This window comes from Halobaculum limi (assembly GCF_029490015.1).
Lineage (GTDB): Archaea > Halobacteriota > Halobacteria > Halobacteriales > Haloferacaceae > Halobaculum > Halobaculum limi.
Genome location: NZ_CP120469.1, coordinates 141,275 through 157,041, shown reverse-complemented (window position 1 = coordinate 157,041; position 15,767 = coordinate 141,275). Strand labels below are relative to the sequence as shown.

The window sequence follows — 15,767 nt, the reverse complement described above, 5'->3', positions numbered from 1 at the left end:
AGCTAGGGGTTTTGTGGAGGCTTTCGGGCCTCGATAGTGGCAGAGACGAGATACTCACCGAGATCACGATCGGCGTCCCAATCGCTGATGAACTCGGTGCTCTCATCCTTGGGTGCTATCTCGATTGCTTCGAAGCCGGCACTGTCGAGCATCGCTTCAAGCTCCGCAACTGTCGACGCACCGGCGACGCAGCCGGTTAGCGAGTCCGGGTCCATCGCTACGTCTTCGGGGAACGGCGCGGTTTGGACGACGTCTGAGATGGCGACGCGGCCGCCGGGCTTGAGAACGCGGTAGGCGTCGTCGAACACGAACTGTTTCTCCGGAGCGAGGTTGACGACGCAGTTCGAGATAACGACGTCGATGGTCGCGTCTGCAACGGGGAGATGGCTGATCTCGCCGAGGCGAAACTCGACGTTGTCGGCGTCGTTCTTCGAAACGTTCTCCCTCGCCTTCGAGACCATCTCCGGTGTCATATCGACGCCGATAACGTGGCCGTCCGGGCTGACCTCCTCTGCAGCGAGGAAACAGTCGAAGCCCGCCCCCGAGCCGAGGTCGAGTACTGTCTCGCCGGGCGTCATCTCGGCGAACGCCTTCGGATTTCCACACCCCAGGCCAAGGTCTGCGCCCCCGGCGACCGACGCGACATCATCGGCGTCATAGCCAAGCCGTTCGCTCCCGGACGGTCCTTCGGTGCCGTCACAGCATCCACCGTCGTCGGTGGTATCGATGCCGACGTCGCCACAGCAGTTTTGACTGTCCGAAGCGATAGACCCGTACCGTTCGCGCACCATCTCGCGGGTCTCCTCGGGGTCGCGGTCACCGGCCACCGTATGAGTATCGTTACTCATAGGAACCCCGCAAATTGTCGAGGGTTTCGAGGAGGGCCGCGGTCGTTTCAGTCGGTTCGTAGTACCGCCAAGATCCATCTTTGCGGCGCGTCACAAGTCCTGCGGTGTACAATCGGGACAGCGCTTGGCTGACGGCGCTCTGACTGACGCCGACTGTGGCTTCGAGATCGCAGACGCAGACGCCGTCATTGGCGTTCGAGATTCGGCGAAGTAGTTCGTATCGTGTGTCATTCCCCATCGCGGTCAGTACTTGGAGGTCTGTCGCCATCGCATCCGAGTCGACGTGTCCGGGTGGTGTGCAGCAGATATCTGTCTCTTCGGTGGTTCCGTCAGTGACCGCATCATCCATCATATTAGCACTATCTTATACAAGTGAACACTAATATGTTTCCCCTCGGTGACTCCCTCGAAACTCTGGAATCAAGATGAACCCTGGCCACAGCAGTACCGCCACCGATCTGAATCAGAATCGGTGCGGTAGAAAGACGATACGTCGGTGAAGTTCCCTGAGGTAAAGAAGAAATCTACGTCGACTCGCAAGTTACCAGTGCGAACGACTCGGAGATGTACACCCTCCCGATTGCGCTGTTCACGGTGCCCAATCAGTACTTCGAAGGGTGCGAATTGATGATTGCTGCCGGGCTCATCATCGTCGCTCCAGTACAACACCCAAGTGGCGTACGCGAAGCAGTACTAACTCACACACCTGCTGAACGCGCTTGTTGTCGGTGAGGCGTTATTGCCGCTTGCTTCGCGCCTCGCGGACGCCATTCCCCTCCCGAACCAAGTCCTCACAGTTTGGACACACTCGAACTGAGGTTTCGCCTGTCGGCGCAAACACATTGACGTACTGTTGGGTGACGAACCCTTCACAATTGGTACAGTCTGGCACAGAGCAGCCACACTGGCGATTGATATCAGCCTTTGCCCCCAATTGGAAGCGAAACATATCAATTGAGACGCCGTTGCTCGTGTCTGGAGCGGGCGACTAGATCACATCTGCATTGTGTGCGACCGGTGTCAAAACCGCTTGTTTCGAACAATTACTGAGAGTGTATTCGGGACCGGTGCTACCCTCGACAGCCCCACTTGTTGGCATAGAACTATGTCGTCTCTCTTGATGGCAATATGCAGTGCCGCACATCACGACGGTCAACAACCGAACGCTTCCACCCGCGATTACCTATGGATTTCTTGCGACAACCGGAAGTATGGGCACACAGTGGTACAAGACGATTGCAGACCTCTTTGCTGACGCACTAAGTACTCGGCCTGGAGATAGGGTGTTTTTTCAGCTGACTGGACGGAATCCCGGAGGTGTTCCAGCCAATCTCAATAACTATCTTGAGCACATCGACCTCTCACCCAGCCCCTCTGATGCACCATCTGGAAACGGATTTACTGGCGTAGCCGAGGTAAGTGGGCCACCGTTTTTTGACCCGACTGCGGTCGGTCACGAAGCTAAAGTCCCCGATAGCCTTCCGCTTCGAGTGCCGATAGACTGCAATCGATATCTCCCGAATCCAGTCTCCGAGGAGCGTGCATTAAGCTACAAGCACGATTCCACTGAGTTGTGGAATCCGAAATACAAGAAAACCATTCGGGGGGCGAAGAGCCTTACGTCGATTACACCATCGGAAGGCGACCAACTATTAGAACTCATCAACGGAGCAAACGATCGAGAATACAAAGTTACCGGACAATCGTACCCTGGGGATGCCTCACAAGAGATCAGCATCAACGACCGGCTTGGACAAGAAGACGGAAGCACAGGTGTACGGTCTGGGCCGCCAGACTCAATCGCAGACTTGTCGCTTGACGAGATACCGATCGTAAGTGGAAGCCGATTCAAAGTCGAGAAGACGCTTGAGGCCTGGCTAATGGAAATGATTGACTCCGAGCACAAAGGGCTTCGTCAAGTATTCGGACCAGTTGAGGAGCTCGAATGGTTTAGCAACTACATCCCCTATGGTGTATCGGGGAAAAATATGGATGGGCTGGCGTTCCATTCTAGGGATGGAATTCAATATAAGATCTCTACTATCGAACTAAAACGAGGAAAAGCAGGAACCTCAGCACTCAACCAGGTGATGGGGTATGCACGATGGGTATCAAATTTCCTTGCCGACGGGGATAGTAGTCTGATTCAGCCAATTTTGATAGCGCGTGATTTCTCTGAGGATGCAGTTCGGATTGCTAAGGCACAAATCGGTCCGCGGCCTCCAATGCTGGTTAGCTACGAGATCGTGGATGAGAGTTGTGTGATTAGCATTGACGCTGGACACCCAGTGAGCTATGCCCGGTAGAGCTGGTGGCAAAATCAGAGGTTGATGTGGCGGTGAGTAACCTTCGGGAGTTGTGACTGTTTTTGAGGCCGTTTTTTAAATACAAACCGTGGGGCGGTCACGTGATATGGTTCACTCTGTGTGGCTCCAAGCAATTATCGAATATGTGGCTTAGGTAGCTATCACACCTCAGGTACATTCGCATCGATCGACCTCCGAGACTGCGTCTTCTGATTCGTACACATAGTACTGATCAGCGTACGGAATCTCACAGAACCCGATGCGTCCGCAACGGCGATCTCACGTACAGTACCAACAGTTAGCAGATTAGTCCTCTGTCACGGTTTCGAATGGGATGATGACAGCCTCAGTATCCCCATCGTCGTTACAAAGGCGGGTGCCTGAGACGATGATCGGCTTGACCCTGCCGTCGTCGGTGTGAACGGTATACGATACGTCTCGCAACTCTTCTCCAGCCGCGGCCCGTGTAAATGGAAGGCGCTCATATGAAACCAACTCACCATCTTCCTCATAGAGTTCCCACGAACTAGATTCGTATGTGTCTGCACGCAGTTCGATTTCAGTCGTGCTCAGAATTTCGTTCGCGCGGTCGTTTCTCAACAGAACATCCCCATCTTGATCGTGGACGACAAGCCCGATCGGGAGCGACTGAACGATTCGCTCAGAAAGCTGTTTCTCCAATCGTAGTTCTCGTTCTGCCTGAAATCCCTGAACAGCGTTTTGTACACGATTGGTGAGCAACTCAAACGTGTTTGAGCCGCCTCCCTTCTGAATATAGTCTGTGACGTCTGCCGAAATCGCTTGGCTCGCGACTTCCTCCGATCCGCGACCAGTAAAAAGAATGAACGGAAGATTGGGATTGGTCTCGCGAACGTCCTTCAGCAGTTCAAGTCCATTCCGCTGTGGCATATCATAATCGCTGATGACACAGTCGTAGTCGTTAGCCTCCAGTTGTTCGACCGCCTCCCCCGCATCCGTCGTCACGTCGACCTCGAACTCACCATGTTTCTCCAAATGAATTTTCGTAAGCGTGGCAAAGTCCGCATTATCTTCCACCACGAGGAGACGGTTCGATGACCGACCGATCATAGATCTATAATGTAGGTCTAGTATAAAATACCTCGACACGACACACAATAAATTAAATTCTGGTAGCGGATCCGTAGCTCACCGACAGACAAGCGAGACGATTGTGTCGGGGGTTGACTCTAATCAGCTTACAGCTTGACTGCGGGTCAGCATCGACCTCCGATCGAACGAGCGTGTGTTCATTTCGAGGACCTCGACGACGGTGTGCGATCGCCGTGTTCACCGTATCAGCGCAGCCACTGTGCGAGGACAACAGCGAGCGCCGCCCAAATGCCGAGTTCGACGAAAAACGATGGACTCCACAGATAGTACAAGAAGAACTCACCGGGCGGGATCCCGAGTGGCGTCGGCGGTGACGTCACCGGCCATCCAAGAAACAGCGTGTCCTCGGCACGGCCGTTGAGCACTATATGGAACGCGTCGAGAAACAGGTGCGAGGCCCACCCTGCCACTACTGCACGCGAACGAGGGCCAACTCGGATGAGTGGAAGGGCGAGAGCGAGCACGAGTGCTGAGTGCCCAACGGTGTGGAACAGTTCCACGACGCCGACCGCCGCAAGCGGCTTGTCTACAGCGTCCGGGATTGTAGCGCCCACCACTAACCACAGCGGTGACAGCCGTGAGCGAACGCCAACGAGTGCGGCGGCCGCCAGGTGGGTGGGAAACAGCACGGTTGCACACAGGTTGTGTCGTCTATCACAATATCTCTACGGCGGCTGGGACGCCCCCACGTCAAAGCCCTGTCTCAAAATATGCCTTGTCTCCTCGAGATAAGCTTTCGTGCTACGAATAGCCATACACATTCATCATCATCAGAGATCAAATTCCGCCGGAACCACTTCCTCCCCGCAATGTGATCCTGTCTTTCAAGGTGACGCTCAATGGGAACAGTCTGTAGTCTTGGCAGCATCAACGTCGACCGGGTCCATCTGCCAACAACCGCTGAGCTCCAAACACTTGAGCAGCGTTACGACTGGTTTCCCTCCCGTGGACAAACTGTCGCGGTTGAGACGATCCCATCCGAGTTTCCATCACCAGATCAGATCGAACACGGTGGGAAAGGGGCGAACCAAGCTGTTGCCGCGGCGGCGATGGGCGCTGATGTTGCGCTGTTCGGGAAGTACGGACCCGACGCCGAGAAGTTCGGTGTGCGCAATGAGTTGAAGCGAGCGGGGGTCTCTGTCGATGCAATCGGAGTGGCAGCGTCGAAGACTGGGTCGGCGCACGTGTTTGTCGACCCCGCCGGGGACAACCGAATCGTCATCACGGCCGGCGCGAATGGCGATGTCGACCGTGAGTACGTGCTCCATCACTACGACCGCCTCGTTGACGCCGACTGCCTGCTTCTCCAAAACGAGATCCCTGTCGACCCAGTCACGTCCCTGCTCCAGCGATTCGAAACCGAGCAGAACCCGCCGTGTGTAATCCTCGACCCGTCGCCGGTAGCAGGGGTTCGACCACTGATTGACTGCCCCGTCATCAAGTACCTCACGCCAAATGAAAGCGAGTATCGGGAGCTTCAGGACGCACTCACGTCATTCGAGGGGACGGTACTCCGAACGGTGGGTTCAGATGGGGTCATCGTTGGGGATGAAGTGGTCTCGACGCCGCCTGTCGACCCCGTCGACACAACGGGTGCGGGCGACGTGTTCAACGGCGTGTTCGCTGCAGGACGTGCGTCAGGGGCCACACTCAGAGCAGCCGTCGAGACCGCAACGATCGCTGCGTCACTATCAACAGAAGGAGAAGGCGCTCGTGGGCGGATACCAACGCCCGAAGAGGTGCAGGCTATCCGCTCGCGATGAGCATTGGCCTGCAGACAATCAGCTGCTTACCTCACTTTGGCTGGTCGTCCGAGGAGTCGGTGTACCACCACGCCCACGCGATGAGCACAGCCTGCATCGGGAGTCTCGCCCACAACAGCCAGTCAGGAACCGCAGCAACCTCTTCGGGCAGCCCGTCCTCGACGTCGCCAGTCGCCATATAGACGTTCGCGGGGAAGACGGCCACCAACAGCACGATGAGACCCCACGCAGACCGCCGACGCGTTTGGGGGAGCAACACGCCGATTCCAAGTGCGATCTCTGCGAGGCCAGAGAGGTACACCAGTGCGCGCGGTCGCGGTAACGATGGCGGGACGACCCGTTCGAATGCCTTCGGGACCAGGAAGTGGGAGACGCCAGCGATGACGTAGATCGGTCCCATCAAGAACAACAAGGGCCGCTTGAACCGGCGCAGCCCGGATGGAGGAGTTGACACACATACAACTCACCCCCCTGAGACAAAGGGTTGTGCCCGCCGACACAACGGCGAGCCGCACGAACTGTTATGCCCCGGGAGGCGAACGAGCGGCTATGGGCTCCTCTGAAGAGGGTGATTCGCCCGTCACCGTGCGCGATGAGTCGCCGCTGTCGGTCGATCAAAAACGCGAGATGGTTCGCGAACTCGACGGGATGATCAAATACGGCGGGCCGGGCCTGGAGTCGAGTACGTGGACGACGTTCCCAGGATGTGTCGCCTCGTTCGTCCGCGCCGAACACGACCACCTCGAGGTCACATTGCACTACGACACGAGCGAACTCCCTGGTCCGGTCGTCATCACCGGTCCAGTCGACGACGACTCATCGCTCGTCTCACAGGGTGAGATACCCACGGGGTTCGTTCAACTTTCAGCGGCTCACGAAGCGCTGTATGAAGACCTCACCGACGCCGCGGGCCGCGCCGTCGACCCATATGCGGTTACGGTGCCTGACACACCATTCGCTCAGGAGGCAGTAGACGGCGTCGTGACGTTTGTTGCGTCGCTGGGCGTCCTCACCGGTGAGTCGTCGTCGGACCCACAGACATTCGAGTGGGGCTGATCGCTCGGCGCTCGACACGGATCGTGAGCAAGGTAAGGTAGTCGGCGTGTGTTAGTTTCCTGTCAACAGATCCCAACCGCGATCTATTTATATACGCTACAAGTCGATTAGTAGATATCATATCAAACCGCGGATCGGACATCGACGACATTCTCCACAGAATCGTCACAGTCGTTGCGAACGAAAATGGCGTGGGTGATATGGAGCTGTCACCACTGTATGGCGTGGTGGACACAGATGCACTTCAAGCGCTGGTCAGCAACACGGCAACACCTGTAGAGGTCGAATTCGTCTGGGAGGGACTAAGAATTCGTGTAAGTCCAGACGGAGTTGCGGTCGTCGGCAGAGAAGAGTCAGATTCCTCCCACGGCTAAAGCCGTGGGCTTCCTCCTCGCATTCGTGTGACTTGTAGGCAGGACGCTTCATTGCTCTATCGAGGATTTCAACAGAGCCAGCCAATTGTTAATATACGTAGGTCCCAAGGCCTCCCCAGACATCTAATGCCGTTCGTCGCACAGATCCGAGGTGAACAAGTGCTCCCAGAGGAGGTCGAAGATAGCACAGAAGTCAAATGCATTGAGTGCGCGGAAGCGATGTACCCTCGGGGCCCGTTCGCTGATGGGCGGGCGCGACATTTTGTCCACGAATCAAACACTGCTTGTGAGGGTGGTGGGGGTGAATCGAACACTCATGCTCGGCTCAAGTCGATAGCCGTCTCAACTCTCAAACAGGCGTTTGCAGATCAATTGTCGCAGTGTGCCCCTGAAGTTGCCCTCTCAACGCAAGAGACAGAGACTCTCCCAGAAACACGATATGCAGATGCATTAGCGGAGTTCCAGAGTGAGAACCGATACTACGGTAAGGGAGTGATCATCGAAGTCCAATATCGGAATCACTCAAAAGACAAGTTCGCCACAACTCACGACTACTTATCACTCGGATATAGTGTCTTCTGGGCAGAACCAGCTGATTTCTCCGAGGAGTCGCTTCCGTTCGACGTAGTCGAGTCCACATTCAGCGATCCGGAAGATAATCGAGGCATCGCGATCTATGACAATGGTCCAAGTGATTTCTCGACCGATATCGAATCTTCACTGGAGTGGAATGACCCTCACCCATCTTGTGAACACGAGTGGAAGGAGACGAAACATAAGAGGCGTCAGTATCAGTCTTGCCCGTGGTGTGGGACTAACAAACGGTATAGCGAGAGCCGAACTCGGTTTCTGTACGACAATTATGAGCTGTTAGGCCCGAGTGTTGAGCCTCCTCCAGACGTTTGCAACCCAAATGACGGCCATCGTTGGGAACGATACGAAGAGCACGTGTTTCGGTGTGCGAAATGTGGGTATTTCCAACTCGGGTCGGGATTCCCACAGTCAGATGTTCTCCTGTCTCCTGATCACGATATGTATGATCTGTCCGAGCTCACGTCCAATCCCCAACTCTGTCCGCATTTTTGGAGCGGAGACCAGAGAGGATCACGTTGCACTGCTTGTGGATTACGAAACATCCAACTCTGATCTCACGGTGAGACTGTGAAATTCGGCTGCCATAGTCCGTTACCAGTGGAATCAGCCCGTGCGAAAGTATGATTATCCCCCCTCACGTGATGTAGCATAATGAGTAAAGGCGCCTGGAGAGACGGCAAGTCCGAAGAAGATGTTCAAGAGAACATCGACCAGGCTGTTGACGACGCAATGGAATTCGAGTTTGCGACGCTGGACGAAATTAAAGAAGCCTTCCGCCAGTAGCCCTCCTGCTTGCGATTCGTTTATTATCGATGCCTCAGTGGAATCGTTTGAGTGGCAATCCCGCTGGACGAAACTTGTTGTGTGTCAATCCCCCGCTCAGTACTGGGTGAAATCGCTGCGCTAACCCGATCACAAAGCGAGCACGTCCAGACGGAACTGACGAAGCTTACCGCTGCAGATCACTCACCAACGCACTTTGTCTACAAGCAGTACGGTGATCTCAAGGTATTCCGGTGTGGGGGTGAGATGCGACTGTTTGGTGTGATCCTCGAGAACATCGACATCGACGGCATCGGTTTCGACCATCTCGTACTCCTCCTCGAAGTATCTGAACACGACTACGATCAGGCTGGTGTGTCAAGGGGACAGGCTAGAAAACTACAGGGGAAATTCGGTAGCCTTGACTCAGCTGAAGAGTTCTGGGAGATGTTGGACGGAGCCGTCTTCGACGAAGACGAAATTGCCAGCATATTCGACAGCGATTAGTTTAGCAATTTTTCGTGCCTTCTAGGAGGAGTGGTTTAGTGCTGGGCGGCTCTGTTGAAATCCCCCATATTCAGCACGAGCCCAACAAACTATCAGCGGCTGAGGGTTTAAACAGAGCCAAGATATCAAATATGCCATAGAATTTTCACAAGTGTATTCGTACGGACAGTATGGAACCTCCCTCTCAGTCTCTATCGAATTCGAAGGATACGACCGATGACAGGTCGATAGCCATCCAAACCTCAGGGCTGACAAAGCAATATGGAACGGACGTTCTCGCTGTTGATGATCTCAATCTGACAATCTACGAGGGCGAAGTATTCGGCTTTCTCGGACCAAACGGTGCCGGGAAATCGACGACGATCGATGTGATTATGGACTATGTCCGCCCATCGGCCGGGAGCGCAACTGTCCTTGGATACGATGCTCAGGATGAGACACGAGAAATCCACGAGCGAGTCGGCATTCTCCCGGATGGCTACGGACTCTACGACCGACTCACCGGTCGCAAACACCTCGAGTACGCAATCGCGTTGAAGCAATCTGACGATACTGTCGGCGATCTTCTTGATCGAGTTGGTCTTGATGCTGCAGCTGCCGACCGAGTCGTCGGTGGCTATTCGAAAGGAATGATGCAGCGATTGGCTCTCGCGATTGCCCTTGTCGGTGATCCCGATCTGTTGATTCTCGACGAGCCATCTTCGGGACTCGATCCCAACGGCGTTCGCCTCGTCCGTGAGATTGCCCGAAGCCACGCTGACCGGGGGAAAACTGTCTTCTTCTCGAGCCACATTCTCAGCCAAGTCGAAGCTGTGTGCGACCGCGTCGCGATTCTCAACCGTGGGCGACTCGTCGCCGTCGACTCGATTGACGGCCTTCGCGACACACTCGGAACGGGGTCGACGGTAACGCTCTCAGTCGATGCCATCCCAGACTCGCTGACCATCGGAGAGCTAGCCGGAGTCTCCGACGTCGCAGTCGATGGCCGAACAATTCGCGTCCGCGTCGGTGAGGCTACAGCGAAAGTCGACGTGATCGACCGCATACGCGATGATGGCGCTTCAATTCTCGACGTGACAATCGAGGAGTCGTCGTTGGAGGATATGTTCAGCGCCTACACTGGCGAAGCTCCCCCAACAGTCGATACGTCGGAGGTGAAGGGATGACGCGTTCTACAATCTGGCTGAAGATCGCTCGGAAGGAATTCGCCGACGCCCTCCGGTCGCGAATGATCTGGGGCATCGTCGTCATCATTGCCGTGATGACGTCGCTGTCGACGGGTATCTCACTACTTATCCCGGATGTGGAAGGTGGTGTCGAGATGGCGATTGGCGGTGCCTCGCAGTTCGCTGGACTCCTCGTCCCGATTATGGCGCTGATTGCAGCGTACCTTGCGATTGCTGGCGAACGAGAGTCGGGAAGCCTGAAAGTGATACTCGGACTCCCGCCGTCGCGAGGTGAAGTGCTCTTCGGGAAGTTCATTGGTCGCAGCGGTGTGGTCGCGATCGGTCTCTCATTGGGGTTCCTGGTAGCAGGTCTGGTCGCAGCGGCGCTCTACGGTGGCCTCCCCGTGGGAGCATTCCTTGGAACGATAGCGTTGACTGTCCTTCTCGGCGTTTCGTTCGTCGGGATTGCGATCGGGATTTCGGCCGTCACGGCGACACGAGCTCGTGCGATGATCCTGGCAATTACGGCATACCTCGGCCTGACGCTGCTGTGGGATCTAGCTCCTAATGGGGTGCACTTGCTTGTCACCGGCGAGATGCCGGGGAGAGTGGTCCCAGCCTGGTTCCTGCTCGTACAAGGATTCAGTCCAACCGGGGCGTACAATGCGCTCGTCCAGCGGTTGTTGCTCGGTGGCGGAACTGCTGTGGAAGCGCGAATCGGTGGTCCAGTACCCAGTTACCTCGACCCATTGGTGTTCGTACTCATCCTGTTTGCCTGGGCTGTCATCCCGCTGTTCGTCGGATATCTCTCGTTCCGACAAGCCGATCTGAGCTAATCGTTTTGTGGATCCGAATCGCCAGCTGCCGAAATGTGCTCACAACGTGCTGCCCGAAGCAAGTTCATAAAGCGAGGGCGCACGCTGCAGGCTTCTGTTCGACGGACGAACGATTCTCGTTAGAGGCTGGGAGGCCGGCGAAATCAGGTGGATGGCTCTTCCACTTCGGACCAGACGTGCCGGAATTTCCCACTCCGTTCCTCCCGTTGTGGGGGCTCGGGTGCTGCTTCGACAGTTATGCGGCTAATCTCGTGAGTACGAAGGAACGATTCGAGCTCCCGCTCGATCTGCTTCCAGACTTCCTCCTCGGTTGCATCAGGCGTGACTTCAAAGCGGACCGCTAGTTTCGTGGGGGCGGTGCGGATAATCTGGGTTCGATAGACTCCCGGTACTTCTTCGACAACACTCGATAATGCAAGCGGGAAGATTGGCACCGCCTCTCCGTCGTCGGTTTCGAACTTGAGGACGTCTCCTTGCCGACCGCCGACTTCCATTATGGGGAATGCGCTCCCGCAGGGACACGGTTCTTCGTAGATGGTGATGCTGTCTCCGAGGTCGTACCGGACGAGCGGTTGCACTCGATTCGCGAGGCTCGTGATGAGGACGGTGTCTGAGGGCGTCCCGGGTTCAACTGGCTGATAGTCCTTGTCGACCGGCTCGAGGACGACCCAGTCGGTGTTGGCGTGGAGATTCCCGTGTTCGCACTCGACGGCAATCGGGACGAATTCCGTCGCCCCGTAGAGTTCTCGGACCACACAATCGAAGGTGTCCCGGAGCATTCGCTTTTGAGTCGCAGAGATGGGTTCTGCCGTGGGAAGAATGAGTGCGGGGCTGATGTTGAGTCGACCATTCTGCTGGGCGCGCGCCAGCTCGACGAGGACGGTTGAGTAGCCTTCGAGGATAGCGGGCTGATACTGGTTCAGATCGGAAATCAGGTCGTTGATCGGGCTTTTCGGCGAAAAGAGCCGAAGGCGACGCTCGCCATAGACGGATTCTCGACGCATCAGCTCAAGACCGGCTGCACCGGCGAAGTGACCGCCCGAGACAGCGACGAGCGCGATGCGGAGATTCTGCGTGATGAGTCGGGACAGTGGCGAACGGTCGGCCAGTGCGGGCAGGATCCACCGGTCACCCACCACGTCTGAAACGGTCCAAGCGGTCTCATCCTGTACGAACACCCCTGGTTCCCCGGTCGTCCCAGATGTGGTCCAAACTGGATACGTTCCGAGGAAGCGCTCGCCAATCTTCGTCTCATCGGCGACGAACGCGTCGATCTCGGCTTTTGTAATCGCCGTATCCGTGACGACGTCGTCGAAGTGCTCCATAAGCATCGCCTTCGTCACTGGTGGGTAGCGTTGGAGATCTGTCGTCCACTGGGGGATATCCGCGTATCGTTGTTTGTAGAATCGGGATTGCCGCCGGACGAACGCGAGATGGGATTCGAGTCGATGTCGTTGACGAGATGCAATCGTCGCAGCATCCGCTCGCTTCTGCCGCCAAGTGTCGAGTACGAGCTTTCCTTTGGTTATCGGACTCTGTCTCATACCGTCCTCCACTACTTGTGCGTTCGCGAGTAGTGACTATAGTTAACAGGCACCATTCCAGCGACGGTGGATGACGACTATGACAATGACTACCTGCACTTATTCACGTCCGCGGACAGCTGGTTCATACTCTATGGCGAGATTCAGGCCAACTGAGTTCAGCACGACCGCAAAAACCTCACCAGTCATTGTCAATAGCGGCGTGCAACACTCAGAGGGGTGGGTTCAGCATAACGAGTCCGTTTATCTCACTTCTTTCTCCTGACTCATACGTTAGAAAGAGATTGTATACTCGACAACCCGTGCTTGGAATAGATACCTGATACAACTCAGGAGGACAGAGGAACAACTTTCCATTCTCACTAGTTGGTCTACCAATAAGAATGACAACCATAGTGGCAGTCCGACATGGGGAGACCACGTGGAACCGAAAGCACCGATTGCAAGGCTGGGCACCTGCCCCACTCACCAGCCTCGGTCGAGAGCAAGCCGACCAGCTCGGCGCAGCACTCACGGAGAGATATGAGATCGACCGCATTTTATCGTCGGACCTTCATCGGACGGAGGAGACGCTAGAAATCTTACTTGAACACTTCGACGCACCCGTCACGCTAGATTCGGCGTGGCGCGAACGTGACATTGGCGTCTACCAAGGCGTAGCGTTCGACGAGATGATAGAGCGGTTCCCTGAGTACGGGCTTGGTGAGGCTGGCGCGGAAGCAGCACACAGACAACCGGAAAGCGGTGAGAGCCTTGCTGATGTTCGCGAACGTGTCATCGAGCGGTGGGAGACAACACTGGCCGAGTTTGAATCGACAGAGACCATACTCATCGTGACTCACGGTGGCCCCATTCGCCTGGTTCTTGGACATCTGAAAGACCTCGATATCGTCGACACGATTCTGGAGCAGTCACAAGCGAACTGCTCGATTAATGAGTTTGAGTTCAACCACGAGACAGGTGCGGTGAGTATCGTTCGTGAGAACGATACCAACCACTGTTGAGCCATCCACCTTGCTGGATGGCGTGACGATAGCACATCACTCCACGAGTGCTCTATAAGACCGAGAACGTACCCCAGCGACTGGTTGGCCGATTGGCTAATACACTGTATCCATCGCCCTGTGTCCCGGCCAAATACCAACCAGTGATCGACTTGCGCCCTGAGTTCACCACGGCCACCGATTGCTGTCAGAAGAAGGGAGACGCGAATGGCAGCAGACGCTCTCGGCTACAGCACCATCGCGTGGAGGTCGTCGGCGAACGCCGAGGAGAGGAGTTCACTAACGGCGACAATCACCACCGAGAGGCCGACCCCGACCGCCAGCGGGCGAGATTGGAGCGATATGCGGGAAGACCCGACTAACGCTGGTCCACTCATCCGCGCTCCTCCGCCGATCCGAAGCGGCCGTACAGCGAGTAGGCGATGGCGGTGAGGCCGAGCAGTTCGGTGCCGTTCGTCACCACGACGACGAGATAATTTGGCAGTGTGGTGAACGTCGAGAGGAACAACGAGAGCACTGCGGGGATGGCTGTCAACAGGACGATGCCGGCCGCGAGATACAGCATAGGCATCGAGGCGTTCCGGCGATAGCCCTGGTACGCCTTCCGTGCGATAACGAGGCCGAGCAACGCCGAGAGTAGGAACGTCGCAAGAACCACGAACACTTGTACGGTGTCGCCAGTCTGGGTCACCTGGAGCGTAATCATCTGAGTCCCTCATAGAGTCTGGTGAAGCGGTCTGCCGTGGTCTCCTCGGTAGGATCTAGTTGGAGGGTGTACTCGCCGTTTTCAAATGTGACCGTTACTCGGTCGACGCAGATGCGATACTCGCCGTAGTGGTGGCCACTCGACTCATACTGGAGTTCTTCTACGATGAGCCCAGCCGCTTGCAAGTCGTCTACCCGACGGTAGACAGTCGGGGGTGAGGCGTCGATGGCTGCCGCGAGTTCCTTTGCTGACATAGGCTCTCTACTAGTCGCTGTGAGGATGGCACGGGCGTACTCATCGTCGAGGAGTCGAAGTACCTCAACGCGGTCCACGTCCTCACTCACAGCGGGTGAACGGACGGGGGGAAGTTATCTGATACGGCACAGTTTCTGACTCAGAAACTCGGCTTCATCAGTTATCACTTTCCCAATCTGAGTGGGACTCGTAATGCAACCTGCCCACAAAACACCGCACTCGGTTGCGACGGCGTTCCTGACTGCCCCAGTCAGGCTCCAAACCTACAAGAACCTCGCGTATCTCGCGTTGCAGTTCCCGCTCGGGGTGGCGTACTTTTCGCTGTTGATCCCGGCGTTGACAGTGGGAGCTGGCTCGCTCCCGCTGTTGGTACTGTTCGGACTGCCGGTCATCGGTGCACTCCTCCTCGGCGTCGCAACGATGACCGTTGACCGCGCGGTAACCGGCCTCTTGCTGCCGGTGGAACTCGACAGACACACGGCGACTGCGTCGATTGACGACGGTGCGGTCACCTACGCGAAGGACCTCCTGCTCGACCCGGGAACGTACCTGAGCGTCGGGTTCGTCCTCGCGAAGTTCGTCGTCGGCGTCTCGACGTTCGTCGTGCTGACCGTCACGGGATCGCTCGTCGCAGTGGCTATCGCTGCCCCGTTCCTGTACACCTCTCCGATGGGGAACTACACGTTCCCCCTCCCGAGTTGGCTCGGCGGCGGGACAGCCGTGGTTGACACGCTTCCCGAGGCACTCTCGCTTGCCGTCGTCGGCGTCGTCGGTCTGTTCGTCGTCGTGAACCTGTGGAACGCACTCGCGTGGCTGCTCGGTAACGCGACCGCGATCGCGTGCCGACGCGCCCGAGTCCTCGGCAGTGCACCGACCGTGTCGAACCAGGCGTAAACACGAATTACCCCCACCAAG

General features: G+C 56.4%; 20 protein-coding genes. 10 read left to right on the top strand and 10 right to left on the bottom strand.

Annotation, left to right across the window (positions count from 1 at the left end):
* Positions 1 to 2: 2 nt before the first annotated feature.
* The 3 genes from P0D77_RS16420 to P0D77_RS17735 all read right to left on the bottom strand — a co-directional run bounded on the left by P0D77_RS16420 (position 3) and on the right by P0D77_RS17735 (position 1,797).
* Entirely contained in the window at positions 3 to 848 is an 846-nt protein-coding gene (locus tag P0D77_RS16420; RefSeq protein WP_277556202.1) for an arsenite methyltransferase, read from the bottom strand.
* A complete protein-coding gene (locus tag P0D77_RS16415) occupies positions 841 to 1,200 on the bottom strand; it encodes an ArsR/SmtB family transcription factor (protein WP_277556201.1) in 360 nt (119 codons plus the stop codon). Before P0D77_RS16415 ends, P0D77_RS16420 begins: the two co-directional genes overlap by 8 nt.
* 384 nt (positions 1,201 to 1,584) lie before the next feature.
* Positions 1,585 to 1,797, bottom strand: a complete 213-nt coding sequence (locus P0D77_RS17735) for a DUF7563 family protein (RefSeq protein ID WP_432764869.1) — start codon at positions 1,795 to 1,797, stop codon at positions 1,585 to 1,587.
* 184 nt (positions 1,798 to 1,981) lie between these two features.
* Between P0D77_RS17735 and P0D77_RS16410 the strand changes: the two genes are divergently transcribed.
* Positions 1,982 to 3,154 carry a PDDEXK family nuclease gene (locus tag P0D77_RS16410; protein WP_277556200.1) on the top strand — a complete coding sequence of 391 codons (1,173 nt, stop codon included), beginning with the start codon at positions 1,982 to 1,984 and terminating at the stop codon, positions 3,152 to 3,154.
* Positions 3,155 to 3,460: 306 nt separating this feature from the next.
* On the opposite strand, the gene P0D77_RS16405 is transcribed toward P0D77_RS16410, so the two are convergent.
* Positions 3,461 to 4,243, bottom strand: coding sequence for a hybrid sensor histidine kinase/response regulator (locus P0D77_RS16405; protein ID WP_277556199.1), 783 nt, complete (start codon positions 4,241 to 4,243; stop codon positions 3,461 to 3,463).
* A 227-nt stretch (positions 4,244 to 4,470) separates the two neighbouring features.
* Positions 4,471 to 4,914, bottom strand: a complete 444-nt coding sequence (locus P0D77_RS16400; protein ID WP_277556198.1) for a metal-dependent hydrolase — start codon at positions 4,912 to 4,914, stop codon at positions 4,471 to 4,473.
* 210 nt (positions 4,915 to 5,124) lie between these two features.
* Here P0D77_RS16400 and P0D77_RS16395 point away from each other — a divergent pair, with 210 nt between their 5' ends.
* Entirely contained in the window at positions 5,125 to 6,048 is a 924-nt protein-coding gene (locus P0D77_RS16395; protein ID WP_277556197.1) for a PfkB family carbohydrate kinase, read from the top strand.
* Between the two features lie 31 nt (positions 6,049 to 6,079).
* Here the strand turns inward: P0D77_RS16395 and P0D77_RS16390 are convergent, their stop codons facing one another.
* Positions 6,080 to 6,448 carry a DoxX family protein gene (locus P0D77_RS16390; protein ID WP_277556256.1) on the bottom strand — a complete coding sequence of 123 codons (369 nt, stop codon included), beginning with the start codon at positions 6,446 to 6,448 and terminating at the stop codon, positions 6,080 to 6,082.
* A gap of 149 nt (positions 6,449 to 6,597) precedes the next feature.
* On the opposite strand from P0D77_RS16390, the gene P0D77_RS16385 reads away from it, so the two are divergent.
* The 6 genes from P0D77_RS16385 to P0D77_RS16360 all read left to right on the top strand — a co-directional run bounded on the left by P0D77_RS16385 (position 6,598) and on the right by P0D77_RS16360 (position 11,343).
* Positions 6,598 to 7,104, top strand: coding sequence for a hypothetical protein (locus P0D77_RS16385; RefSeq protein ID WP_277556195.1), 507 nt, complete (start codon positions 6,598 to 6,600; stop codon positions 7,102 to 7,104).
* A 59-nt stretch (positions 7,105 to 7,163) separates the two neighbouring features.
* Positions 7,164 to 7,478, top strand: coding sequence for a HalOD1 output domain-containing protein (locus P0D77_RS16380; RefSeq protein WP_321170539.1), 315 nt, complete (start codon positions 7,164 to 7,166; stop codon positions 7,476 to 7,478).
* 1,245 nt (positions 7,479 to 8,723) lie between these two features.
* Positions 8,724 to 8,855, top strand: a complete 132-nt coding sequence (locus P0D77_RS16375; protein ID WP_277556194.1) for a hypothetical protein — start codon at positions 8,724 to 8,726, stop codon at positions 8,853 to 8,855.
* Between the two features lie 51 nt (positions 8,856 to 8,906).
* A complete protein-coding gene (locus P0D77_RS16370; protein ID WP_277556193.1) occupies positions 8,907 to 9,341 on the top strand; it encodes a hypothetical protein in 435 nt (144 codons plus the stop codon).
* A gap of 170 nt (positions 9,342 to 9,511) precedes the next feature.
* A complete protein-coding gene (locus tag P0D77_RS16365) occupies positions 9,512 to 10,507 on the top strand; it encodes an ABC transporter ATP-binding protein (protein WP_277556192.1) in 996 nt (331 codons plus the stop codon).
* Positions 10,504 to 11,343 carry an ABC transporter permease subunit gene (locus tag P0D77_RS16360; protein ID WP_277556191.1) on the top strand — a complete coding sequence of 280 codons (840 nt, stop codon included), beginning with the start codon at positions 10,504 to 10,506 and terminating at the stop codon, positions 11,341 to 11,343. The genes P0D77_RS16365 and P0D77_RS16360 overlap by 4 nt, the downstream gene beginning before the upstream one ends.
* Before the next feature lie 143 nt (positions 11,344 to 11,486).
* Here P0D77_RS16360 and P0D77_RS16355 read toward each other — a convergent pair whose 3' ends face one another.
* A complete protein-coding gene (locus P0D77_RS16355) occupies positions 11,487 to 12,668 on the bottom strand; it encodes a phenylacetate--CoA ligase family protein (RefSeq protein ID WP_277556190.1) in 1,182 nt (393 codons plus the stop codon).
* A gap of 602 nt (positions 12,669 to 13,270) precedes the next feature.
* Here P0D77_RS16355 and P0D77_RS16350 point away from each other — a divergent pair.
* Complete coding sequence (locus tag P0D77_RS16350; protein WP_277556189.1) at positions 13,271 to 13,891, top strand: histidine phosphatase family protein; 621 nt, start codon at positions 13,271 to 13,273, stop codon at positions 13,889 to 13,891.
* A 227-nt stretch (positions 13,892 to 14,118) separates the two neighbouring features.
* Here P0D77_RS16350 and P0D77_RS16345 read toward each other — a convergent pair whose 3' ends face one another.
* The 3 genes from P0D77_RS16345 to P0D77_RS16335 are packed head-to-tail and all read right to left on the bottom strand — an operon-like array spanning position 14,119 to position 14,941.
* On the bottom strand, positions 14,119 to 14,268 hold the full coding sequence (locus P0D77_RS16345; protein ID WP_277556188.1) for a hypothetical protein: 150 nt from the start codon (positions 14,266 to 14,268) through the stop codon (positions 14,119 to 14,121).
* On the bottom strand, positions 14,265 to 14,597 hold the full coding sequence (locus P0D77_RS16340; RefSeq protein WP_277556187.1) for a DUF7521 family protein: 333 nt from the start codon (positions 14,595 to 14,597) through the stop codon (positions 14,265 to 14,267). The genes P0D77_RS16345 and P0D77_RS16340 overlap by 4 nt, the downstream gene beginning before the upstream one ends.
* Positions 14,594 to 14,941 (bottom strand): ArsR/SmtB family transcription factor, encoded by a 348-nt coding sequence (locus tag P0D77_RS16335; protein ID WP_277556186.1) that lies wholly within the window; start codon positions 14,939 to 14,941, stop codon positions 14,594 to 14,596. Before P0D77_RS16335 ends, P0D77_RS16340 begins: the two co-directional genes overlap by 4 nt.
* Before the next feature lie 103 nt (positions 14,942 to 15,044).
* Between P0D77_RS16335 and P0D77_RS16330 the strand changes: the two genes are divergently transcribed.
* Positions 15,045 to 15,746: a sensor domain-containing protein gene (locus P0D77_RS16330; protein WP_277556185.1), complete on the top strand. Its 702-nt coding sequence runs from the start codon at positions 15,045 to 15,047 to the stop codon at positions 15,744 to 15,746.
* Positions 15,747 to 15,767 lie beyond the last annotated feature (21 nt).